This window comes from Sphingomonas sp. PSPC2-2 (assembly GCF_049897725.1).
GTDB lineage: Bacteria > Pseudomonadota > Alphaproteobacteria > Sphingomonadales > Sphingomonadaceae > Sphingomonas.
In genome coordinates, this window is the sequence record NZ_JAFCWU010000002.1 from 294,111 (window position 1) to 315,689 (window position 21,579).

Consider the following 21,579-nt stretch of genomic DNA (forward strand, 5'->3'; position numbering starts at 1 on the left):
TGCTATGGCGCGCGCCCATATCGACAAGAAGGGCAAGATTTGACCGACCGCCTGACGCTGAACGTCCACGATCTCGAAGTGATGGTGCTGACCGGCATCTATTCGGAGGAGACGCATCTGCCGCAACCGCTGCGCATTTCGCTGACGGTGGATTTGCAGGTGCCCGATCGTTTCGATCCCGATACGCCGCTGTCAGCCTCGAAAAACTATCTCGATCTGAAACATGCCGCGACCACCGCCCTGCCGACCGGGGTGCATTTCACGCTGGTCGAGGCGGTCGCCGAGCACATTTGCGAAACGCTGTTCCTGCAAGATGCGCGTGTAACGCGGGTCGAGGTGTCGATCGTCAAGCTGGCCATCGCCGAGGCGGGCGAATCGATCGGAATTACGCTGGTGCGGAACCGCCGGTGACGCAGGCGGTGGCCGCGGCGTTGGCAGGGCAGGCGCGCGTCGTGATCGCCGCCGATGCCGCTGCGCTGGCCGAACTCCGGCATACGGTATCCGATTCGCGGGCTGATAGCGGATTGGCGTTGCTCATCATTGCCGAAACCGTCCCAAAATTGGACCGGGCATTGCTGATCGCAGGCATTGGCCCGATCGCGATCGACGCCGCACCAACTATGCGCGTGGCCGCGCTCGATCTCGCTGATGGCGCGTGTGCGGACGATGTCCTCGCCGCCGCGCTCTTTCTGGCAGCGGCGACATCTTCGACTGGCCAGGTGTTGCGTATCGGCGCACGCGATTAGGAGCGTCCGCCGCGATCGCAGGCCCCGAGCGCGGTGATGACCAAGGCATAATCCTCGCGGGCGACCGTCGCATCGTCGCCGGACGAGTGCAGCACCGCGTCGGGCAAGGTCGCGGGCAAGCTGCACGCCAGCCGATACCATAACAGCGTGTCGCGCGGCGGCGGCGGCGCGGCGGCATCCACCACTTCGCTCAAGGCGACCGACCAGCGTGGCGCTTCGCCCGCCTTTCGCTCGATCGTCAGCGAAATCGGGCGGTTGTCCGCCGTCGACAGGAAGATTTGCGTTTCCCCCGAACCGGGCAGATCACCCGGCGTGTGAAAGGCGTTAGCGATGCCCGTCACCGTCGGCGGTGCGTCGGGGGCGAGCGTTTCGCGCACGATTCGCCGCGTCAACGCATCGCCAGCCGCCGACCATCCGCGCTGGGCGTCGGGGCGGATGAGCTGGATCTGCCCGACCTGGTCGGGCACGGCGCGGGCGAAGAGCAACACCCGGCTCTTGCGATATTGCGGCGCGCGGCCATGGGCGTCGAGCGGCACGTCCAGCGTATAGCCAAGTCGCGCGGGCATGGCATCGGTGCCGCGAATCAGTGCCGAGACGTCGGCTTCCACATAAAGGCGCGCCATACTGGGCGGGAGGCCTGCCGAATCGGTCGGCTTGAGCCGGACGGTGCTGCGAACGGTCGCATCGACGATGACCGGAGCCGCGACGACGAGATCTGCATAATCGGCATAAGCGGGCGATGGCGCGGTGCTTTCCGTAGCTATCGGAGCATGTTGCGCCGCAACGGCGGATGGGGCGGAAAGTCCGACAATTGCGGCGGTCAGGGCGATTTTTGGGAACTTTGGCATTCCCAACGGGTATCCGAGGAAGCAATTTTTATACAGAAATAATTCTGCCATGCGGCGGTTGTACGTTTGTTGCGTGAGACAAAGCGTTTGCGTCGTTGTTTTCGGCGCGATAGAGGTTGGGCCTGTCCAGGATATATTAGCCCATGGCAGGCCGGAATAACGAGCGGACGTTACGGATCGGCTTGGACCGTCGTGACCGGAAAAGAGGAGTTTCGTTTCTGAATGGCTTACGCTGATCGCAATACGAGTGGCAGCCGCGTGGTTTCGATCGTGATCGTGTCGATCATTGTCGCGCTGTTCGCGTGGGGTTTCGTGAACGGTCTGACCTTCAAATACATCAAGAAGGTTACCGAAAAGCTGAACACGTTCGACGTCGTCGAACCACCGCCGCCGCCACCCGACAAACCGCCGCCCCCGCCGCCCGAGCAGCCGCAGCTTCAGACCCCGCCGGTCGTGTCGCCGCCGCCGATCGTGCGCGTTACGGCTCCGCCCCCTCCTGTGGTCTCGGTTGCCGTTCCGCCGCCCGCGTTGGTGATTACGCCGCGCGCCGCTGCGCCGGCCCCGGTTCCGGTTGCCGCGCCGCCGGCTCCGACCATCAGCAAGGCCGCCGGTGCCAAGGGCGACCCGTCGCAATGGGTTACGACGGATGACTATCCTTCGGACGCACTGAGCGCCGAGGCGCAGGGCACCAGCAAGATCAAGTGGGAAATCAATACCGCTGGTCGTGTCGAGAACTGCGTTGTGGTCGCGTCGAGCGGTAACGCTTCGCTCGACCGCGCTGCTTGCTCGAACATTACGCGGCGTGGGCGTTATACGCCTGCCCAGGACACCGCGGGCAATCCGATCCGCTCGTCGTCTTCGCGTAACATTGTTTGGCGCTTGCCTCAATAAACCATCCACCCGTGCGTCCTCCGGGGTGAGGCGCACGGGCATTTTTCGAGAAGGAAGTCTTCGCAATGTCCACCACCATTCTCGCTGCCGGTGCATCGGCTGCTGACAATTTCGGCTTCATGAACGCGATGAAGCAGGGCGGCCCTGTCACCTGGACGACGGCAGCAATCCTGACCATCTTCCTGTTCTTCACGCTCTACATCCTGTTCACCAAGCTGTTCGAACAGCAGAAGATCATCAACCAGGGCCGTCGCGTCCGCGCGACCTTCTGGAATGCCAACTCGCTGCGCGAAGGCGCTGCCAAGCTCGAGAAGAACTCGGCTTACAAGCAGATCGTCGACGACGGCATCGAAGCGCAGGAACAGCATTCGCGCCTGACCGATCCGGTTGAAGCGCATGACTGGCTGCACGGCGCGCTCTCGCGCTCGGAAGCGGCGATCAACTCGCAGCTCGGTGGCGGTCTGGCCTTCCTCGCAACCGTCGGCGCAACCGCACCGTTCGTTGGTCTGTTCGGTACGGTGCTCGGTATTTACCGCGCGCTAATCGGCATCGGCCAGGCTGGCCAGGCATCGATCGACAAGGTCGCAGGTCCGGTCGGTGAATCGCTGATCATGACCGCCTTCGGTCTGGTCGTCGCGGTTCCGGCCGTGCTCGCCTTCAACTTCCTGCAGCGCCGTAACAAGGCGATTGCGGAGCACCTGAGCGCCTTCTCGACCGACGTGCTCGGCTATCTCGCCTCGAACGGTGCGGTTCGTCCGGCCGCTCCCGGCAAGAAGGCTCCGACCGCAACTGCGCCGAAGCCTGCCACGACCACGGCTGGCCAGGCTGGCGGCGTGCAGACCCGCGTCTAAGAGTACCGAACGGGGCCGCTCCCAGCGGCGGCCCCGTTTCTTTCGCCGCCCGGCTCGATCGGGTGGCCTGACCGATACGAATAGGATGGCCTTTCATGGCGATTAGTACAGGTGGCGGCGGCGATGACGCCCCGATGTCCGACATCAATACGACGCCGCTCGTCGACGTCATGCTGGTGTTGCTCATCATCTTCCTCATCACGGTTCCGGCGATCGTGCAGTCGGTCAAGCTGAAGCTGCCGGACGTGCGGTACGACCCGACCGTGACCAAGCCCGAGAACGTCTCGCTCTCGATCACCAAGGATAGCGACGGCAAGTGCGCCATCTATTGGGGTTTGACGCGGGTTACGCACGAAGAGCTGCTCAAGCGCGCGACCGACAAGCTCGAAGAGATTGTCAAAAAGGCTGGCGGCGCTCAGAATCTGACGACCGAAGATCTGCCCGAGGCACATATTCGCGGTGACGTGGACACGCCGTATCGCTGCATCGGTGGCGCGATCTACACGATGCAATCGGCTGGTTTTGCCAAGGTCGGCTTCATCTCGGAACCGCCCCCCACGGGTGGCCCGTCGGCGTAATGCGTGCGGTAGCACCAAGGAGTATTTGACATGGCAATCAGCAGTGGCGGCGCCGAAGGCGAGCCCATGATGGACATGAACACGACGCCGCTGATTGACGTCATGCTCGTGTTGCTCATCATGTTCATCATCACCATTCCGATCCAGACGCACGCGGTGAAGGTCGATCTTCCGATCAATGATCCATCCGCGAAGAAGCCTGACGTCGACCCACAAAAGAACAAGATCGTCATCCAGCCGGACGGCGTGATCCTGTGGAACGGCGCGCCGACCGACGAGGCGACGCTGCAGCAATATCTGGTGCAGACGACCCAGCTCAACCCCGAGCCCGAGCTGCACTTCCAGCCGGACCCGGCAGCGAAGTATGAAAAGGTCGACAAGGTTCTGGCGATCATCAAGCGCTCGAACGTGTCGAAGCTCGGCTTCATCGGCAACGAGCAATATCGTAACGACTTCTGATCGTCGCGATCTGTCGATGCACAATCAGGGCGGTCCTTCGGGGCCGCCTTTTTTGTGCGCGGTGTTTGCTGGGTATTGGATGGACGCTCCGCAGGAGCGGGAAGACCATGCTTTGCCCGTTCGTTTCGAGCGAAGTCGAGAAACAGCGCCACGCGCTGTGCTAGGTTTCTCGACTTCGCTCGAAACGAACGGACGGCGGTCGTTCGCGGAACAGCAACTCAGCTCTGAAGAGCGGATTCTGATATTCCCCCCTTTCGCAGGAGGGGCGTTCCGTCGACTTTGGCCCGCTTACAGCCGCGGCAACGTTACCCCGCGCTGGCCCATATATTTGCCCGCACGGTCGGCGTAGCTGGTTTCGCACGGCTCATTGCCTTCGAGGAACAGGAACTGGCACGCGCCCTCATTGGCGTAGATTTTGGCGGGCAGGGGGGTGGTGTTGGAAAATTCCAGTGTCACATGCCCCTCCCAGCCGGGTTCCAGCGGGGTGACATTCACGATGATGCCGCAGCGTGCATAGGTCGATTTGCCGAGGCAAATCACCAGCACGTCGCGCGGGATGCGGAAATATTCGACCGTGCGTGCGAGCGCGAAGCTGTTGGGCGGGATGATGCAAACGTCGGTCTTGCGGTCGACGAAGCTGTTCGCCGCAAAATCCTTGGGATCGACGATGACGCTGTCGATGTTGGTGAAGATCTTGAACTCGTCGGAGACGCGCGCGTCATAGCCGTAGGAGGACAGGCCGTAGCTGATGCAGCCTTCACGCTTCTGCCCGTCGACGAACGGCTCGATCATGCCGGTGGCGAGCGCTTGCTCGCGGATCCAGCGGTCGGACATGATCGACATGCGAATGATTCCCCTATGGTGTCGGTCTTCGGTCCCCGCGTTTCGCCGGAAATAGCGGTGCGGGCAAGGGGCTGCCGTGTTCGTCTCGCGCGGCTATTCAGCAGCGCCCAAGCCCAGATCCTTTGGCCCGAAGGCGTGTGGCAGCAATTCGGAAATGGTACGCCGCTCGACCGCATCGCCCTCGGCCGCACCGCACCATACGAGGATATCGCGCCCGGCCATATCGGCGGCTTCGTTGATGACCTGGCGGCAGCGCCCGCAGGGGCCCACTGGGGCGTTGCCGGTCGGGCGGCCATCCGCGTCCATCGCCCCGCCGATGACACCTATGGCCACCACCTGGCGCAAGTCGCCGCCGCTGTTGACGGTGGCGAGTGCCACCGTCTCGGCGCACAGCGACAGGCCATAGCTGGCGTTTTCGAAATTGGCCCCGGTCACGATCCGTCCGTCCGTCAGCAGCACTGCCGCACCGACGGCGAAGCGCGAATAGGGGGCATGCGCATTGCGCGCGGCGGCGCGTGCGGCGGCGATCAGCGTGTCGCGGGTGCTGTCTTCGGTCATGGTGCTACTACGTCCCAATGGATCGGTCCGTCGACGCCGTCGATGCGCCGCGTGCCGTTTGCCTGCCACATCCGCCAACGCCTTGCTGGATAATCGGGCGGAAAGAAATCCTGCACCGCCCAGACGGGACGCGGGATTGCCAATGTCACGCCGTAGGCCGCGTCAAACGCTTTGCTGACCTTGAGCAGCACCGGCTTGCCGGTGTGCGATTCGACCATCGTGATGTAGCGGCGCAGCTCGTCGAGTACGATCGGCCCCGCTGGGCGCGTGGGACAATCCGCCGCGAAATCGAGTTCCAGTGCCGCAGGCAGGGCGTTTTCGTCGCGCGGCACGGTGGTGTTGAACAGATTGGCCTGGTCGGTGGCGAGGCGGCAGATCGAATAAAGATGGCTGGCACCGCGCCGCAGCCCGGTTTCATAAAGGCCAGTCCAGTTTTCCAGAAAACGCGTATCGCGCTTGTCGGCACCGCTGGTCGCGCGGACATAGGCGAAATCGGCCCCTGCGCGCTTCACCGCCCACCAATCGATCGTTCCGTTCGCCTCGGCGATATCCACGCCCTGAAAGGGGTATTTGTCGGACGGCCGCCAATGGTGCATCCAGGTCCAGCCCGCCGCATACGCTATGCCAATGGTGATGATGACGGCACCGGCCAGGCCGATCCGCTTTTTCCAACGCCCCATGCTGCCCGCTTTACCCCTTGATGTGCAGGACGCAAATCAGCGTGAACAGCCGACGGGCCGTATCGAAATCGATGTCGATCTTGCCCTCCAGCCGCTCTTTCAGCAACGCGGCGGCGTCATTGTGGACGCCGCGCCGGGCCATATCGACCGTTTCGATCTGGGCGGGCGTGGCGTTGCGGATCGCCTGATAGTAACTGTCGCAAATCGCGAAATAATCTTTGATCGGGCGACGGAAGCGCCCCATGCCGAGGATGTAGGTTTCGAGATGGGTGCCATCCTCGCGGTGGATGCCGATGCCGAGCCGTCCTTCCTCGACCGTCAGATCGATCTTGTACGGGCCGGCATAGCCGTCGGGATACGCCTTTTGCGGCGCAAAATGGTTGCCCTCGATCAGGTCGAAGATCGCGATCCGCCGTTCCTGTTCGATATCGGCCGAGCGCCACAGGATGGTGCGCTCGTCAAGGGTTACGGCAATGATGCGCGGGTCGGACATGGCGCAGCCGTAGCCGGGCGGCGCGCGCGCGACAATCCATCGCGCCCGGTCGAAGCGTCAGGCCTCGACCGTCAGCACTTCGATCGTCGCCTCGGCGCATTCGCCGTGCCGCGCGAGCGCGGTTACCGTGGCATCGGCGACAAGATGTCCGCGCAGCGTCAGTTCGGCTTCGGCCAATGCACCGAGCCAGTGCGCCAGCGCAGCATCATCGGGCGCATCCAGCGTCAACCGATGTTGCGCACCGACGAAGGTCGCGCTGGCCCAGCGTGTGCTGTGCACGGTGCCGATCGTGATGGCACATCCTTGCGTGCGAGCATCGCGTTCCAGCGCCCGGCGGAGCAGCGTGGCGGCATCGGGGCCGCGGCTCATGGTCGCGCCTGCTGTTCGGCGAGGAAGGCCTCGATCCGGCGTACCATGCGCGGGCCGGGTTCGCGACCGCGCCGCAGGTCGTGGACAAGCCGCGGGTCCCGCACTGCGAGCCGTCCGAACTTGGTCGGTGGCATTGCCGTAGCCTTCAGATAGCGATCGATTTTTTGCAGCACCGACATGTCCAATCTCCCGTGATTCGCGCCGAAGTTCACGATCTGTTCCATTTTCCAACTTGTCTAGGAAATTTCCTATGGCTATCGTGTCGGCTATGGAGCGAGGCGATCCCCGGGCGCGGTTGGCGGCGCTGATCGATGCCGACACGGCGAGCTATGCCGCGCTGTCGCGGATGCTGCGGCGTAACGATGCCTATCTGCAGCAATATGTGCGAAGGGGGACGCCGCGCGATCTGGCGGAGCGCGACCGTGCGCTGCTCGCGGCCTATTTCCGGGTGGATGCGGCCGAACTGGGTGGTCCGCCGTCAACGCCGATGGCGACGATCCGACGGCTGGACGTCGAGGTGTCGGCTGGGCCGGGGGCGATCGCGAACGATGATCCGGGCGAGGCGGACATGCTGCTCGACCCCCGCTTGCTCGACGATTTGCGGCTGCGCCCGGCCAGTACGGCGATGTTGCGGGCGCGTGGGGATTCGATGGTGCCAACGATTGCCGATGGCGATCAGATCGTGATCGACGAACGCGATACGCGGGTCAGCGAGAGCCCGGCGATCTTCGTGCTCCGGCGGGATGGTGTGCTGTTGGTCAAGCGTGTCGCGAAAGTGGCTGAAGGCTTTGTTATCTCCAGCGACAATCCCGTTTATCCTCCGATCCGTTCGACGTCGGTGGACGTGATCGGTCGCGTCGTGTGGCTGTCGCGGACGTTGCGTTGAGCTATTTGCGTCGGTCGACAAGCCACAGGGCGAGCGACAGCGCACCGCCCAGCGCAATCCCGACCAGGAAGCCCCGCGTCGGCCCGATCGGCGAGAACAACCCGATCCCGGCACCTGCCATCGCACCGATCGCGATCAAAAAACCGCCCGCGAGCGGCGTCCGGGGAGAGGGGGAGCGTGCCATGCGGGCGCTTTGCCATGTCCCGGTGCAGGACGCCAGCGTCCCATCGTGAGAGAATTGTGCGGTCTGGTGGATCGCGTTAACCCTGATGGGGGCCGAATTGCCGCGTTTTCGCGAAACTGGCACGGGGCGTGTTTCCTCGATGTTTGCACGCTTGCGGGCCAGAAATTTGCGCGGAGAGTTGATGACCTGCTTGCCTTACCTCGCGGACCGCGCCGCTTTCGTCGATGCGACCGATTTGATCACGATATTTGGCGATGAGGCGGCGCTGGAGGCGGCGGCGCGCGCCGACCGCAGTCGCGACCTCGGCAATTATCTGCACTTTTGTCGATGGCGGCAGATCGAGCGGCTGATCGTGTTGCTTTCGGCCGACCGTGCGGTCGGCACGGTTCATTGAGCGGCGGCCAAATCGGCGACTAAGCCCCTGTCACTGCGGGCGCAGCCGGGCTAGGACGAGCCATGGCGTTGTCGGTCGGGCGGCGGGGCGTGTCGTTGGCCGCCGCCGGAGTCCTTTGTGTGTTTTGCCCGCGTGCGATGGCGCAAGTGCGTCCGTCGACCGATCCGGCTGACCCCAAGGTATCGCCGCTCGATCCGCAATCGCCGCTTGCGCCGTTGCCGGGGTTGGGGGTCGACTGGCCCGATTTGTCCAAGGCCCCGCCCGAGCCGGTTTCGGCGGATACGCCAACCGCGCTGACCGGGGACACCCGCTATGATTTCCGCGTCGACGGGATCGACGATGTCGCGAGTAGCCTGCTCAGCGATCGTTTCGCCCAGTTGTCGACGCTGAAAGCCAATGTCGGCCAACCCGCCAATGCCGCGCAGCTCGATCGCCGCGCGCGCGAGGACGCAACCCTGCTCACGACATTGCTGCGCGCCGAAGGCTATTACGACGCGCACGTGACGACGCGGGTGGAACCGGCTGCGCGACCGCTGGTCGTGCTGGATGCCGAGCCGGGGCAACTCTACACCTTCGCGGGTGTCAACGTCGCAGGGGTGGAAGCGGCCGGCGCGAAGGCGCAAACGCTTCGCCACGCCTTCGGGGTCAATCCGGGCGATGCCGTCAATTCGGATGCCGTGGTCGCGGGCGAGACGAGCCTGCGCACCACGATCAACGATCGCGGTTTCCCGTTTGCCGTGGTTGGCGATCCGCAAATCGTCGTCGATCGCGCCGCGCACACCGCCACGCTGGATATGGCGGTGGTACCGGGGGCCGAGCGCCGCTTCGGCAAGATCGTGATGACTTCGGGCGACAAGGTGTTCGGGGCCAAGCATGTGCAGGACATTGCCCGCTTCGTCCCCGGCCAGACCTATGATGCCTCTGCGCTGGTCGACTTGCGGCGGGCGGTGATTCAGACCGGGCTGGTCTCCTCGACCAAGATCGAGCCCGTCGAAGGCACTGAGCCGGGCACGGTTGATATTGCGGTCGGCCTGGAACCGGCACCGCCGCACACCATTGCCGGGGAGCTTGGCTATGGCACTGGCGAAGGCGCGCGCGCGGAAGTGAGCTGGACGCACCGCAATCTGTTCCCGCCCGAGGGCGCGCTGACGCTGCGCGGTGTGCTCGGCACCGAGGAGCAATTGGCGAGCGTCATCTTCCGCCGCAACAATTTCGAAGGGCGCGACCGCGTGCTGACCTTTCAGGCGGCTGCCTCCAACTTGAAGCGCACCGCCTATCAGGCGCGCACCGTGTCGCTCTCGGGCAGCCTGGAGCGGCAGACCAACATCTTCTTCCAGAAGAAGTGGACCTGGTCGCTGGGCGGGGAGCTTGCCGCGTCGGACGAGCGCGATGTGATCGTCACCACCGGTGCCCCGCGTCGGCGTACCTATTTCATTGCCGCCCTGCCGACCTCGCTCAGCTATGACGGGTCGAACGATTTGCTCAACCCGACGCGCGGCTTCCGCCTGAGCGGACGCTTCTCGCCCGAGGCGTCGCTGGAAGGATCGATCTTTGGCTATGCCAAGATGCAGATCGACGCCAGCGCCTACCAGCCGATCACGACCGGTGCGGTGCTGGCCGGACGTATCCGCCTGGGCACGATCGCGGGCGCGCCGCGCGATGCGGTGGCACCGTCGCGGCGCTTCTACGCCGGCGGCGGGGCGTCGGTGCGCGGTTATGGCTATCAGGACATCGGCCCGCGCGACCCCAATAACGATCCGATCGGCGGGCGCAGCCTTGCCGAATTTTCGCTCGAGGCGCGGGTCAAGGCGTTTGGCCATTTCGGCGTGGTGCCGTTCTTCGACGGCGGCAACATCTACACCGGCGGCATCCCGACGCTGGGCGGAATGCGCTACGGCACCGGCATTGGCGTGCGCTATTATTCCAATTTCGGGCCGATCCGCATCGATGTCGGCACGCCGGTAAACCCCGCCAAGGGCGATCCGCGCGTGGCCGTCTACGTCTCGTTGGGGCAGGCGTTTTGACCTGGGACTCGCTCCCGGAGACGGTCGAAGCCGCACCGGTCCCGCCGCGCCGCCGCCATTGGGGGCGGATTGTGCTGGGTGCGGTGCTCGGCCTGCTGCTGGTGCTGCTCGCCGCGCTGGGGCTGGTCGATACCGCGATCGGGCACCGGATGATCGCCGATACCATATCCGGACTGCGGCCCGCCAATGGCTTGCGCTACAGCATCGGGCGGATCGAGGGATCGATCTACAACCGCGCGACGCTGATCGATGTGCGCGTGCGCGACCCGAAGGGACTGGTGTTTGCGGCACCGCGTGCCGACCTGCATTGGTCGCCGCTGCGCTGGCTCGACAATCGGCTGGATATCACCAGCTTGCGCATCCCGAGCGCGACACTGGCCAAATTGCCCGAGACGCGCCCGACCGAGACCAAGGGGCCGATCCTGCCGGGGTTCGATATTCGCATCGGGGCGTTGGCGGTGGACCGGCTGATCGTCGGGCGCGCGGTGACCGGGGTGGAGCGGATCGGGCGGTTGCGGGCACGCGCGGACATCCACAATCGCCGCGCGCTGATCGATCTTGCAGCGATGGTGGCAGGGAGTGACCGGCTGCGCGTCCACCTCGACGCCGAGCCCGATCGTAACCGGCTGGAGGTCGCGGCGCAGGCGCGCGGCAGCGCCAAGGGCGTGCTCGCCAAGCTCGCGGGGGTCGCGCGACCGATTGCGCTCGACATTGCCGGCAAGGGAAGCTGGCAGAGCTGGCAGGGCAGCGCGATTGCCGATGTCGGGCCGACGCGGCTGGTCGATCTCGCGCTGACCAACCGGGCCGGGGCCTATACGCTTTCGGGTGTCCTGACGCCTGCCCCGCTGGTGCATGGCAAGCTCGAACGGCTGACCGCCCCGCGCGTGCTGGTCAATGGCGGCGCGACGCTGGTCGACCGGCAGCTCAAGGGCACGCTCGCGCTGCGTTCGGTGTCGCTCAGCCTCACGGCCGACGGCACGCTCGATCTGGCTGAAAGCGCCTATCGCACTGTGCGGCTCCACGCGACCCTGCTGCGGCCACCGGCTTTGTTCCCCAACATGACCGGGCGCGCGATCGAATTGCGCACGATCCTCGATGGCCGTTTCGCTACAGCGGCCTTCGACTATCGCCTGACCGCGGTGCGCTTCGCCTTTGACAATACGGGCTTTGAGGATTTCCACGCCGCCGGGCGCGGGCATTTGTCGAAACAGCCCGTGCTGCTGCCGATCCACGCTGTGGCGGCGCGGGTTACCGGGGTTGGCGACGTGGCGGGCGGTATCCTGCGCAATCTTACGATCGATGGCGTGCTGCGGGTGACCTCAAAGCTCGTCATCGGCGACGATCTCAAATTGACGTCGGACAAGCTCAACGGGCGCATCAATCTGCTGCTCGATCTCAGCGACGGGCGCTATGACATCGGCCTGAACGGCGGGCTTGGGCGATATCGTATCCCGGGGCTCGGCGTGGTCGACGTGCAGACGACGCTCAAGGCGGTGCCCGGTCCGGGCGGCCACGGCACGCGCGTCGTCGGGCAGGGCACGGCGCGGATGCTGACGCTGGAGAATGCGTTCTTCCGGTCGCTGGCGGGTGGGCTGCCGCGCCTTGTCAGCGGGCTTGAGCGGACCCCCGACGGGATCCTGCACCTAAACCATCTCGTGCTGACCGCGCCGCAAATCCGCATCACCGGCAATGGCTATCGCCGCCGCGACGGCACCTTCCATTTCGAAGGGGTTGGCCAGCAAGCAACCTATGGCCCGCTGACGTTGAAGCTCGACGGCAAGATCGACCATCCGACGCTCGATCTGGTGTTCAAAAGCCCCAACGACACGATGGGTTTGAGCGACGTGGTCGCACATCTCGATCCGACCGCCGAGGGTTTTACCTTCACCGCGCGCGGCGGGTCGCGGCTGGGGGCGTTCAGCGGCAATGGCGCGATCCTGCTGCCCAAGGGCGGCGACGGGACGATCGCAATCGCCGATCTGGCGGTGAGCGGCACGCACGCCAAAGGCCCGCTGCGGATCGTGCCCGGCGGGTTCGACGGGACGCTTGCCGTTGCGGGTGGCGGCTTGTCGGGCGCATTGCTGTTCCGTCCGGTGGGCGAGCATCAGCGGATCGAAGCGCATCTGGATGCGACGGCGGCACGATTGAGCGATGCGGTGGTGCTGCGGCGCGGGCATCTCGATGCGGTGGCGCTGCTCGATCCGGCGGGAACGTCGATCGAGGCGAGCGTGAACGGCGCGGGGCTGCGGCGCGGGGCGCTGGTGATCGGGCGCTTTGCCGCGCGCGCCTCGTTGCGCGGCGGTACCGGCACCATCACCGCCTCGATTGCCGGGTCGAGCGGGCGCGCCTTCGATATCCAGTCGCTCATCCGCGTGACCCCTGACAATTATACCGTCACGGCGCAGGGCACGCTCGATCGTCGTCCGCTGAAGCTCGTTACACCGGCGGTGTTTACGCGCGATGGCGATGGCTGGCGTCTGGCCGCGACCGATCTCACTTTTTCCGGTGGCGATGCCAAGCTGTCGGGCCGCTTCACCGGCAAATCGAGCGCGATCGACGCGACGCTGGCGCGGATGCCGCTGTCGATCCTCGATATTGGTTATCCGGGGCTTGGGCTGGGCGGCAACGCCTCCGGCACCTTGTCCTATGCGCAGGGCGGCGGCGCTGCCCCGACGGGCAAGATCGACATGACGGTGCGCGGGCTCACCCGTTCGGGATTGATCCTGTCGTCGCGCCCGGTCGATGTCGGGATTGCCGGAGTGCTGTCGCCCGACCGCATCGCCGCGCGCGCGGTCGCCGCCACCGGTGGCAAGACCGTGGGCCGCGCGCAAATGTTGCTTACATTGCCTGCAGGGCCCGATCTGACGACGCGTGTGTCCAATGCGGGGGCGTTTGCGCAGCTTCGTTATGATGGGCCTGCCGACACTATCTGGCGACTGACCGGGGTTGAACTGTTCGATCTTACCGGCCCGGTCGCGATCGGCGCGGATGTGGGCGGCACGATCGCCAACCCGCAGATCAGCGGCGTTGTCCAGGCCAAGGGGGCGCGCATCGAAAGCGCGACGACCGGCACCGTCTTGACCAATGTGCAGGCGGCCGGACGCTTTGGCGGGTCACGCCTCACGATCGATCGCTTCGCCGCAGAGGCAGGCAAGGGCGGGCACGTCAACGGCAGCGGCACCTTCGATTTCGCGGCGAAGAACGGCCTCGGGCTCGATCTGACCTTGCAGACCGATCATGCGGTGATGATCGCGCGCGACGATATCGGCGCAACCGTCACCGGCCCGTTGCGCTTCCAGTCGGATGGGGCAGGGGGGACGATTTCGGGCGATCTGAAGCTCGACAAGGCGCGCTATCGCCTGGGCCAAGCAAGCGCCGCCAGCGCGGTGCCGCAACTCGCCATTCGCGAAATCAACGTGCCCGGCGGCGGCGCTGAGGATGATGAAGCGCCGCGCGCGCCGTGGCAGCTCGCCATCCATGCGCGCGCGGCCAATCAGGTACTGGTCACCGGACTTGGCCTGCGCAGCGAATGGTCGGCGGACCTCAAGATCGGCGGCGCGCCCGACAATCCCGCGATCACCGGTCGCGCCGATCTGGTGCAGGGCAATTACGATTTCGCCGGGCGCAGCTTTGCGCTCGAACGCGGCAAGATCCTGTTTGCCGGCGAAGTCCCCGCCAATCCGGCGCTGGATATCTCGGCCAATGCCAACACTACCGGGCTGAACGCCTCGATCAACGTCACCGGCCCGGCGCTCAAGCCCGAAATCACCTTCTCCAGCGTGCCTGCCTTGCCGCAGGACGAATTGCTGTCGCGGCTGTTGTTCGGCACGTCGATCACCAATCTGTCCGCCCCCGAGGCGTTGCAACTGGCCTCGGCAGTGGCGGCGCTGCAGAACGGCAAAGGCGGGCTGGATCCGATCAACGCGGTCCGCCGCGTGGCCGGGCTCGACCGCTTGCGCATCCTTCCCGCCGACGCGCAGACCGGGCAGGGCACCTCGGTCGCGGCGGGCAAATACATCACGCGGCGCTTTTATGCCGAGATCGTCACCGACGGAGCCGGCTATTCGGCGACGCAGGTCGAGTTCCAGGTGACGCGTTGGCTGTCGGTGCTGTCGACGATCTCGACGCTGGGAAGGCAAAGCGCAAACTTGCGCGTATCGAAGGATTATTGAGGCGGGGAGCAGGCGGTGGCGGAAACCAAGACCGACGAATATCTCTCGGCGCTGTTTGCGGACTCCTACAAGCGTGAGTTGGACGCCGATGAGGCAATCTGGCGCTCGCTGCCGTTTTTCGCGGCGATCCTGGGCCTTGCCGTCGCCGTCCTGCCGAGCATTTATCGCTCGGCCTTTTCGGTGCGCGATCCGGGCTGGACGATCGCGGTGGTGTTTCTGTTGGTTGGATCGGTCGGGTGCTTTGTCATCGCGGGGCGCTGGTTTTGGGATGTCATCCGCCTGCGCGACTATCGTTATCCGCCCAATGATGTCGAAATCCTGGATTATGCGCAGACCTTGGGCACCTTCTATCAGGACATTGGCAAGAAAGCGGTCGAGCGAGACGGTCTGGTTCGCGACGATTTGCGGACGCTGATGATCGGTGAGTTCGCCGATGCCGCGACACGCAACAGGCGAAACAACGTTGCGAAGGCCAAGGCTCGGAGCCAGGTACTGCTATTCGTGATGACCGGCTTCCTGCTCGCATTCTGCGCGGAAGCGACTATATTGCTGGCAGAGGCGTTCACCACTCCGAGCGAGCGGTGCCGCCCTGGAGGTAAAGCCAATGCCGGATCTGCCCAAAACTGCCGAAACGCAGCGGCCCCCGCAAAAGCCGCTGCCGCCCAAGCACCATATCGTGCGCGAGGGCGCGAGCTTCACGCTGAAAAGCTTCAGCCCGCCCGCCCGCAAACCGGCGTAACGCCTTAACCGATCATGCGCAGGCGGCTAGGTGCCGCCCGCGCATGGCTCAGGCAGGCTCGCCGATCACGGTCTTGACTTCCATAAAGTCGGTCAGCCCGAACTTGCCGTTTTCCCGTCCATTGCCCGATTGCTTGTAGCCGCCGAACGGCGCGTTGCCGTCGGGGCTCCACGAATTGATCGTCACCAGCCCGGCGCGCAGCCGCGGTGCGATTTTGGCGGCCTTGGCGGGATCGCCCGAGATCGTTGCGGACAGGCCGTAGGGCGTGCCGTTGGCGATCTTCACCGCTTCCTCTTCGGTGTCATAGGCGATGATCGTGGCGACCGGGCCGAACACTTCCTCCTGCGCGATGCGCATGTCTGGAGTAACGTCGGCGAACAGCGTCGGCTTGATGTAATAGCCGACATTGCGTCCGTCGGGCCGCCCGGTACCGCCGGTGACCAGCGTCGCGCCTTCGTCGATCGCCGACTGGATCAGCCCCTGGATTTTGTCGAACTGCGCCTTGTTGACGACCGGGCCGATATGCGCGCCCATTTCGGCCGGGTCGCCCACTGGTGTGCCCTCCATCATCGCCTTGACGATGCCGGTGGCGTCCGCGACCTGGCTTTTGTGCACCAGCAGGCGCGTGGGCGCGATGCAGCTTTGGCCCGAATTGGCGAGCACGCCTTGCACCGTCGGGGGCAGCACCGCTGCAAGATCGGCCCCTTCGATCACCAGATTGGCCGCCTTGCCGCCCAGTTCCTGATGCACGCGCTTGACCGTTGCCGCCGCCGACTGCGCGATCGCGATCCCTGCGCGAGTCGATCCGGTGAAGCTGACCATATCCACGTCCGGGTGCGCCGACAGCGCCGAGCCGACGCCCGCGCCATCGCCATTGACGAGGTTGAACACGCCCGCCGGCACGCCCGCGGCATCGAGGATTTCGGCCAGAATCACCGCGCAGCCGGGCGATTCCTCGCTTGGCTTCAGGATCATCGTGTCGCCTGCCGCAAGGGCAGGCGCGACCTTGGCGGTGACCTGGTTGAGCGGCCAGTTCCACGGCGTAATCATCGCGACGACGCCGAGGGGCTCATGCACCACGCGCGCGCGGCCGAGCTGTTCGTCGAACTGGAAGGCGTTGAGCGCCTTTAGCGTCGAGATGAAATGCCCAAGCCCGGCGGGGACTTGCGCTGCCGTGGCAAAGCCGATCGGTGCGCCCATTTCCTGGCTGACCGCCTGCGCGAGGTCGGGAATGCGCTTCTTATATTCCTCGATGATTCGCTCGAGCAGGGCGGCGCGTTCGGCGACGGTGGTCTGCGAGTAGGTCTCGAACGCTGTCCGCGCGGCGGCGACGGCGGCATCGACATCGGCGGCGGTGCCGAGCGCGATTTCGCTGCAGGGCTGCTCGGTCGCGGGGTTGATCACCGCGTGGCGCGTGCCGCCGATGCTGTCGACCCACGCACCGTTGATATACTGTTTGAGGTAGCTCTTCATCGCCGCTCTCCACCGTCTTGAATTTCTGGTACGCGACGACAAATGGAGCGGGGCGAAATAGGTTGCAACCCGAAACGTACGTCGTCGGTTAGGGCGGTTCGATAAGGAGATAGGCAGATGGCACGCGTTGCGCGGATCGACCGTATTGGTGGCCCCGAAGTGATCCAATGGGTCGATGTCAATTTGCCCGATCCCGGCCCCGGCGAGGTGCGGATGCGCAATGTCGCGGTCGGCCTGAACTTCATCGACGTGTATCACCGCAAGGGCGTTTATCCGGTCAACCTGCCGAGCGGCCTTGGCTCCGAAGCGGCGGGGGTGGTCGTGGCGGTTGGACCGGGGGTTACCGATTTTGCGCCGGGCGACCGCGTCGGCACGTTCGGCCCCGCGCTTGGTGCCTATGCGACCGAGCGTAACGTTCCCGCCAAGATCCTTCTGAAACTGCCCGACGATATTAGCGATCAGACCGCTGCCGCCGTGTTGCTCAAAGGGTGCACCACCGAATTTCTGGTCGAGCGCTGCGCGCGCGTACAGGCCGGACAGACCGTTCTGGTTCATGCGGCGGCAGGTGGCACCGGGCATTTGCTGGTCGGCTGGTTGAAGGCGATCGGTGCGACCGTGATCGGCACCGTTGGCAGCACGGAAAAGGCCGTACAGGCCAAGGCGGCGGGGGCCGACCACGTCTTGCTGCACAAGAGCGAAGATGTGGCGCAGCGCGTGCGCGAGTTGACCGACGGCGCGGGCGTGCCGATCATTTTCGACGGGGTCGGCATGGCGACCTGGGAGGTTTCGCTGGCGAGTGCCGCGCGGCGCGGGCTGATCGTCAGCTTCGGCAATGCCGGTGGCAAGGTGACCGGGGTCGACCTCGGCATCCTGTCGGCGCGCGGATCGCTGTTCGTCACCCGCCCGACGCTGTTCAGCTATTATGTCACGCCAGAGGAGCGCCAGGCCGGGATCGACCGCGTGTTCGCGATGCTGCGCTCAGGCGCGATCACCCCTGAAATCGGCCAGACCTTCGCACTGGAAGACGCTGCCGCCGCGCACCGCGCGCTGGAAGCCGGGGAGACGTGTGGAGCGACCGTGCTGACCGTGTAACCGCCTTGGGCATTTTGTCTCATCGCAGTCGGGGCGCGGGTTCCTATCTAGGCGGCAGCGAAAAGGTTGGATCAGACATGGCGGACACACAGACCGAGGGCGAAAAATGGCGCTGGATCTTCAAATCCGGTGCCAAGGGCCTGTGCCCGCGCTGCGGCAAGGGGCATATGTTCCGGTCATGGCTGAAGGTGGTCGATCGCTGCGAGGTGTGCGGGCTGGATTACAGCTTCGCCTCGCCCGATGACGGCCCCGCCTTCTTCTCGTTGTGCATCGTCGCGTTTCCGCTGCTGTTCGTGGTGGTGTGGTTCCAGGTGGCGTTCAGCCCGCCTTTCTGGGTCCATGCCGTCACCTCGCTGCCGCTGATGCTGGCGGGATGCCTGTTGCCGCTACGCCCGATCAAAGGATGGCTGGTCGCCTCGCAATATGTGAACAAGGCGCATGAGGCGGGGACCGCGCAATTGTGGGGGCAGTTGAACGGGCGGACGGTGGAGAAGGGCGGGACCGCGTTTGATGAGTGAGGGGCGTCATAATATCCCGATGTCGTGCAGCCATTGCCTGACCTGTCCCGGCCATTCCGTGGTGATCGGATCGGCGGTTGGTCGCATCCCGAATGCATGGCCGCCCCTAGCATAGAGCCGTAGATCGACCGGCACGCCCGCGTCGTTCAGCGCAAGCGCATAGGCCATGGGCTGCCGGATATTGTCCACCGGATCGTTCATGGCGTGCAGGATGAGCGTCGGCGGTGCCTTCGGGCTGATCTTTACCCAAGGCTGCAATTCGAGGCTGTTCCGCCCCTTGCTGGTGTCCAGCATTCGCGCCGTGTAGGCGATGATGGCGAAGTCCGGCCGCGGGGATTGTTGATCTGCCGCGTCGGCAGGCGGATAGGTGCGGTCTTCCGTGTTGCTCATGTTCGCGGCGAGATAGGCACCTGCCGAAAAACCGATCACGCCGATCTTATGCGGATCGATTCCGTAGGTAGACGCGTCCTGTCGCAGCAAGCCCATCGCGCGCTGGGCGTCCTCCAAAGCCAGCAACACCTTTGGCCGCTGCTGTTTTCCGTTCTTCGCCGGCCAGGCTTGCGGCGTCCGGTATTTGAGCATGGCGCAGGTGATGCCCTGCTGGACCACCCACTCGCAGATTTCGGTGCCTTCCAAATCCGTCGCGACGACTTCAAAGCCGCCGCCCGGCAGGACCAACATCGCGGCACCGTTGTTTTGCCCCCTGGGGCGATAGACGGTCATGGTCGGTCGTGTGACATAGGTTGCCCAATGCCATTTGCGCCCGCCGACCAGACCGGTGCCATTGCCCGTTGCCTCGAGACGATCGCCGCTGTCGGGCTTGGCGAGGGCGACGTTCGCAGGCCATAGCGGCATCTGCACACCCTCGGCGGGGGCTTGCCATACGCCTTCGCGTTCGTCCTTTGGAATCTCGACACGAGCTGGCGTGCTATCGGACTTGGCAGTCTGCCCAGAGGCCGCTCCGGCGATGCAGGCTGCGAGGAGCGAGGGCATGACGAACCGGAACCGCGACACGCCGTATCTCCTGATTGAATGCGCAGCCTGTGGTTCAAGAATCGCTTGGTTGCACTACCCGAAGTTAGCCGCGCCCACGCGTCGCGCCAATCGCAACGTTCTCGATTGGGAACTTCGAGCGGGGCGTCAGTCGTGTGCACGGTAATTGCGAAACAGAAAAAGGGCGTCCGGATCGCTCCGGACGCCCTCCTAAAAATCGCGTCGTGGCAAAGCCACGCCGTCGGTCCTCGCTAGAGCGAGGCCGGCCGACAGCTCCTGTGGGGACTTTGGCTTCGCCTTGTCCCCACCGGCTGCCGGCACGGCAGCCTCAGTAGCTGTAGTACATATCGAATTCGACCGGGCTCGGCGTCATTTCCCACCGCGCCACGTCCTGCATCTTCAGCTCGATGTACGATTCGATCTGGTCCTTCGAGAACACATCGCCCTTGAGCAGGAAGTCGTGATCGGCGGCCAGGCTCTCGAGCGCTTCGCGGAGCGAACCGCAGACGGTCGGCACTTCGGCCAGTTCTGCCGGCGGCAGGTCGTACAGGTTCTTGTCCATCGCCTCACCCGGGTGGATGCGGTTCTGGATGCCGTCGAGGCCGGCCATGAACAGCGCCGCATAGCACAGATACGGGTTGGCCATCGCGTCGGGGAAGCGCACTTCGACGCGCTTTGCCTTGGGGCCGGTGCCATAGGGAATGCGGCACGAGGCCGAGCGGTTGCGCGCCGAATACGCGAGCAGCACGGGGGCTTCGTAACCCGGCACCAGGCGCTTATAGCTGTTGGTGGTCGGGTTGGTGAAGGCGTTCACCGCCTTGGCGTGCTTGATGATGCCGCCGATGAAATACAGGCAGGTGTCCGACAGGCCGGCATAGCCATTGCCCGCGAACAGCGGCTGGCCCTTGTCCCAGATCGACAGATGGGTGTGCATCCCCGAGCCGTTATCTTCCTTGATCGGCTTGGGCATGAAGGTGACGGTCTTGCCGTAAGCCTGCGCGACATTGTGGCAGACATATTTGTAGATTTGCATGCGGTCAGCGGTCAGCGTCATCGTGCCGAAAGTGAGGCCGAGCTCGTGCTGGGCAGCCGCCACTTCGTGGTGATGCTTGTCGCACGGCAGGCCCATTTCGAGCATGGTCGAAACCATTTCGCCGCGAATATCGACGGCGCTGTCGACCGGCGCGACCGGGAAGTAACCGCCCTTGGCGCGCGGACGGTGGCCGAGGTTGCCGCCTTCATACGAGGTGCCGGTGTTGGTGGGCAGCTCGATATCGTCGATCTTGTAATAGCTGGTCGAATAGCTGTTCTCGAACTGGACGTTGTCGAACATGAAGAATTCGGCTTCCGGCCCGATATACACGGTGTCGCCGATGCCGGTGGTCTTCAGATACGCCTCGGCGCGCTTGGCGGTCGAGCGCGGATCGCGGGCATAGAGTTCGCCGGTCGAGGGCTCGACGATGTCGCACACCAGGATCAGCATCGGCGTTGCCGAGAACGGATCGGTCCACACGGCGTCCAGATCGGGCTTCAGGATCATGTCGGATTCGTTGATCGCCTTCCAGCCCTCGATCGAGGAGCCGTCGAACATGAAGCCGTCGGTCAGCTCATCTTCGCCGACAACGCCGGCGACCATCGTCAAATGCTGCCATTTGCCCTTGGGATCGGTGAAGCGCAGATCGACCCACTCGATCTCCTGCTCCTTGATCATCTTCAGTACGTCGCTCGCAGTGTTTGGAGCCGAATTCGCCATGTCCCCACGCCCTTTCGTTATCGATCAATAGCCCG

General features: G+C 64.6%; 24 protein-coding genes. 13 read left to right on the top strand and 11 right to left on the bottom strand.

What is annotated here, in order from left to right:
* Window positions 1-39: 39 nt before the first annotated feature.
* The gene (locus ACP7BY_RS05605) at window positions 40-411 is read left to right on the top strand and encodes a dihydroneopterin aldolase (protein ID WP_033965438.1); all 372 of its coding nucleotides are present in this window, start codon (window positions 40-42) and stop codon (window positions 409-411) included.
* Window positions 408-746: a Rossmann fold domain-containing protein gene (locus tag ACP7BY_RS05610; protein WP_033965437.1), complete on the top strand. Its 339-nt coding sequence runs from the start codon at window positions 408-410 to the stop codon at window positions 744-746. The genes ACP7BY_RS05605 and ACP7BY_RS05610 overlap by 4 nt, the downstream gene beginning before the upstream one ends.
* On the opposite strand, the gene ACP7BY_RS05615 is transcribed toward ACP7BY_RS05610, so the two are convergent.
* Window positions 743-1,594 (bottom strand): hypothetical protein, encoded by an 852-nt coding sequence (locus tag ACP7BY_RS05615; RefSeq protein ID WP_137902639.1) that lies wholly within the window; start codon window positions 1,592-1,594, stop codon window positions 743-745. The two genes, ACP7BY_RS05610 and ACP7BY_RS05615, sit on opposite strands and share 4 nt — an antisense overlap.
* Window positions 1,595-1,816: 222 nt before the next feature.
* Between ACP7BY_RS05615 and ACP7BY_RS05620 the strand changes: the two genes are divergently transcribed.
* The 4 genes from ACP7BY_RS05620 to ACP7BY_RS05635 all read left to right on the top strand — a co-directional run bounded on the left by ACP7BY_RS05620 (window position 1,817) and on the right by ACP7BY_RS05635 (window position 4,373).
* Window positions 1,817-2,485: an energy transducer TonB gene (locus tag ACP7BY_RS05620; RefSeq protein ID WP_033965436.1), complete on the top strand. Its 669-nt coding sequence runs from the start codon at window positions 1,817-1,819 to the stop codon at window positions 2,483-2,485.
* Between the two features lie 65 nt (window positions 2,486-2,550).
* On the top strand, window positions 2,551-3,336 hold the full coding sequence (locus ACP7BY_RS05625) for a MotA/TolQ/ExbB proton channel family protein (protein ID WP_426287996.1): 786 nt from the start codon (window positions 2,551-2,553) through the stop codon (window positions 3,334-3,336).
* A 95-nt stretch (window positions 3,337-3,431) separates the two neighbouring features.
* Window positions 3,432-3,914: an ExbD/TolR family protein gene (locus tag ACP7BY_RS05630; RefSeq protein WP_033965434.1), complete on the top strand. Its 483-nt coding sequence runs from the start codon at window positions 3,432-3,434 to the stop codon at window positions 3,912-3,914.
* 30 nt (window positions 3,915-3,944) lie between these two features.
* Window positions 3,945-4,373, top strand: a complete 429-nt coding sequence (locus tag ACP7BY_RS05635) for an ExbD/TolR family protein (protein WP_010407958.1) — start codon at window positions 3,945-3,947, stop codon at window positions 4,371-4,373.
* 288 nt (window positions 4,374-4,661) lie between these two features.
* On the opposite strand, the gene dcd is transcribed toward ACP7BY_RS05635, so the two are convergent.
* The 6 genes from dcd to ACP7BY_RS05665 all read right to left on the bottom strand — a co-directional run bounded on the left by dcd (window position 4,662) and on the right by ACP7BY_RS05665 (window position 7,495).
* Window positions 4,662-5,216, bottom strand: a complete 555-nt coding sequence (gene dcd, locus ACP7BY_RS05640) for a dCTP deaminase (protein WP_010407963.1) — start codon at window positions 5,214-5,216, stop codon at window positions 4,662-4,664.
* 93 nt (window positions 5,217-5,309) lie between these two features.
* Window positions 5,310-5,774, bottom strand: coding sequence for a cytidine deaminase (locus ACP7BY_RS05645; protein WP_033965433.1), 465 nt, complete (start codon window positions 5,772-5,774; stop codon window positions 5,310-5,312).
* On the bottom strand, window positions 5,771-6,454 hold the full coding sequence (locus tag ACP7BY_RS05650) for a GH25 family lysozyme (RefSeq protein ID WP_033965432.1): 684 nt from the start codon (window positions 6,452-6,454) through the stop codon (window positions 5,771-5,773). Before ACP7BY_RS05650 ends, ACP7BY_RS05645 begins: the two co-directional genes overlap by 4 nt.
* Before the next feature lie 10 nt (window positions 6,455-6,464).
* A complete protein-coding gene (locus tag ACP7BY_RS05655; RefSeq protein WP_126845255.1) occupies window positions 6,465-6,947 on the bottom strand; it encodes a UPF0262 family protein in 483 nt (160 codons plus the stop codon).
* Window positions 6,948-7,004: 57 nt separating this feature from the next.
* Window positions 7,005-7,316 carry a hypothetical protein gene (locus tag ACP7BY_RS05660; protein ID WP_033965431.1) on the bottom strand — a complete coding sequence of 104 codons (312 nt, stop codon included), beginning with the start codon at window positions 7,314-7,316 and terminating at the stop codon, window positions 7,005-7,007.
* Complete coding sequence (locus ACP7BY_RS05665) at window positions 7,313-7,495, bottom strand: hypothetical protein (RefSeq protein ID WP_033965450.1); 183 nt, start codon at window positions 7,493-7,495, stop codon at window positions 7,313-7,315. The genes ACP7BY_RS05660 and ACP7BY_RS05665 overlap by 4 nt, the downstream gene beginning before the upstream one ends.
* Window positions 7,496-7,566: 71 nt before the next feature.
* On the opposite strand from ACP7BY_RS05665, the gene ACP7BY_RS05670 reads away from it, so the two are divergent.
* Window positions 7,567-8,202 carry a S24 family peptidase gene (locus ACP7BY_RS05670; protein ID WP_231565164.1) on the top strand — a complete coding sequence of 212 codons (636 nt, stop codon included), beginning with the start codon at window positions 7,567-7,569 and terminating at the stop codon, window positions 8,200-8,202.
* Between the two features lies 1 nt (window position 8,203).
* On the opposite strand, the gene ACP7BY_RS05675 is transcribed toward ACP7BY_RS05670, so the two are convergent.
* Window positions 8,204-8,386 (bottom strand): hypothetical protein, encoded by a 183-nt coding sequence (locus ACP7BY_RS05675; protein WP_033965429.1) that lies wholly within the window; start codon window positions 8,384-8,386, stop codon window positions 8,204-8,206.
* 181 nt (window positions 8,387-8,567) lie between these two features.
* Between ACP7BY_RS05675 and ACP7BY_RS05680 the strand changes: the two genes are divergently transcribed.
* From ACP7BY_RS05680 to ACP7BY_RS05695, 4 genes are all read left to right on the top strand, one after another.
* The gene (locus ACP7BY_RS05680) at window positions 8,568-8,780 is read left to right on the top strand and encodes a hypothetical protein (RefSeq protein WP_126845258.1); all 213 of its coding nucleotides are present in this window, start codon (window positions 8,568-8,570) and stop codon (window positions 8,778-8,780) included.
* A 62-nt stretch (window positions 8,781-8,842) separates the two neighbouring features.
* Window positions 8,843-10,804 carry an autotransporter assembly complex protein TamA gene (locus tag ACP7BY_RS05685; RefSeq protein ID WP_137902637.1) on the top strand — a complete coding sequence of 654 codons (1,962 nt, stop codon included), beginning with the start codon at window positions 8,843-8,845 and terminating at the stop codon, window positions 10,802-10,804.
* Window positions 10,801-14,976 (top strand): translocation/assembly module TamB domain-containing protein, encoded by a 4,176-nt coding sequence (locus tag ACP7BY_RS05690; protein ID WP_171010491.1) that lies wholly within the window; start codon window positions 10,801-10,803, stop codon window positions 14,974-14,976. Before ACP7BY_RS05685 ends, ACP7BY_RS05690 begins: the two co-directional genes overlap by 4 nt.
* A 15-nt stretch (window positions 14,977-14,991) precedes the next feature.
* Window positions 14,992-15,723 (top strand): hypothetical protein, encoded by a 732-nt coding sequence (locus tag ACP7BY_RS05695; protein WP_033965428.1) that lies wholly within the window; start codon window positions 14,992-14,994, stop codon window positions 15,721-15,723.
* Window positions 15,724-15,763: 40 nt separating this feature from the next.
* Here ACP7BY_RS05695 and ACP7BY_RS05700 read toward each other — a convergent pair whose 3' ends face one another.
* Window positions 15,764-17,188, bottom strand: coding sequence for an aldehyde dehydrogenase family protein (locus tag ACP7BY_RS05700; protein WP_137902636.1), 1,425 nt, complete (start codon window positions 17,186-17,188; stop codon window positions 15,764-15,766).
* A gap of 117 nt (window positions 17,189-17,305) precedes the next feature.
* Between ACP7BY_RS05700 and ACP7BY_RS05705 the strand changes: the two genes are divergently transcribed.
* Together ACP7BY_RS05705 and ACP7BY_RS05710 are read left to right on the top strand one after the other, a co-directional pair.
* Window positions 17,306-18,280, top strand: coding sequence for a quinone oxidoreductase family protein (locus ACP7BY_RS05705; protein WP_033965427.1), 975 nt, complete (start codon window positions 17,306-17,308; stop codon window positions 18,278-18,280).
* 77 nt (window positions 18,281-18,357) lie between these two features.
* Complete coding sequence (locus tag ACP7BY_RS05710; protein WP_137902635.1) at window positions 18,358-18,798, top strand: DUF983 domain-containing protein; 441 nt, start codon at window positions 18,358-18,360, stop codon at window positions 18,796-18,798.
* 6 nt (window positions 18,799-18,804) lie between these two features.
* Here the strand turns inward: ACP7BY_RS05710 and ACP7BY_RS05715 are convergent, their stop codons facing one another.
* Both ACP7BY_RS05715 and glnA read right to left on the bottom strand, forming a co-directional pair.
* Entirely contained in the window at window positions 18,805-19,521 is a 717-nt protein-coding gene (locus ACP7BY_RS05715; protein ID WP_231565163.1) for an alpha/beta hydrolase, read from the bottom strand.
* Between the two features lie 598 nt (window positions 19,522-20,119).
* Window positions 20,120-21,544, bottom strand: a complete 1,425-nt coding sequence (glnA, locus tag ACP7BY_RS05720) for a type I glutamate--ammonia ligase (RefSeq protein WP_033965426.1) — start codon at window positions 21,542-21,544, stop codon at window positions 20,120-20,122.
* Window positions 21,545-21,579: the final 35 nt, after the last annotated feature.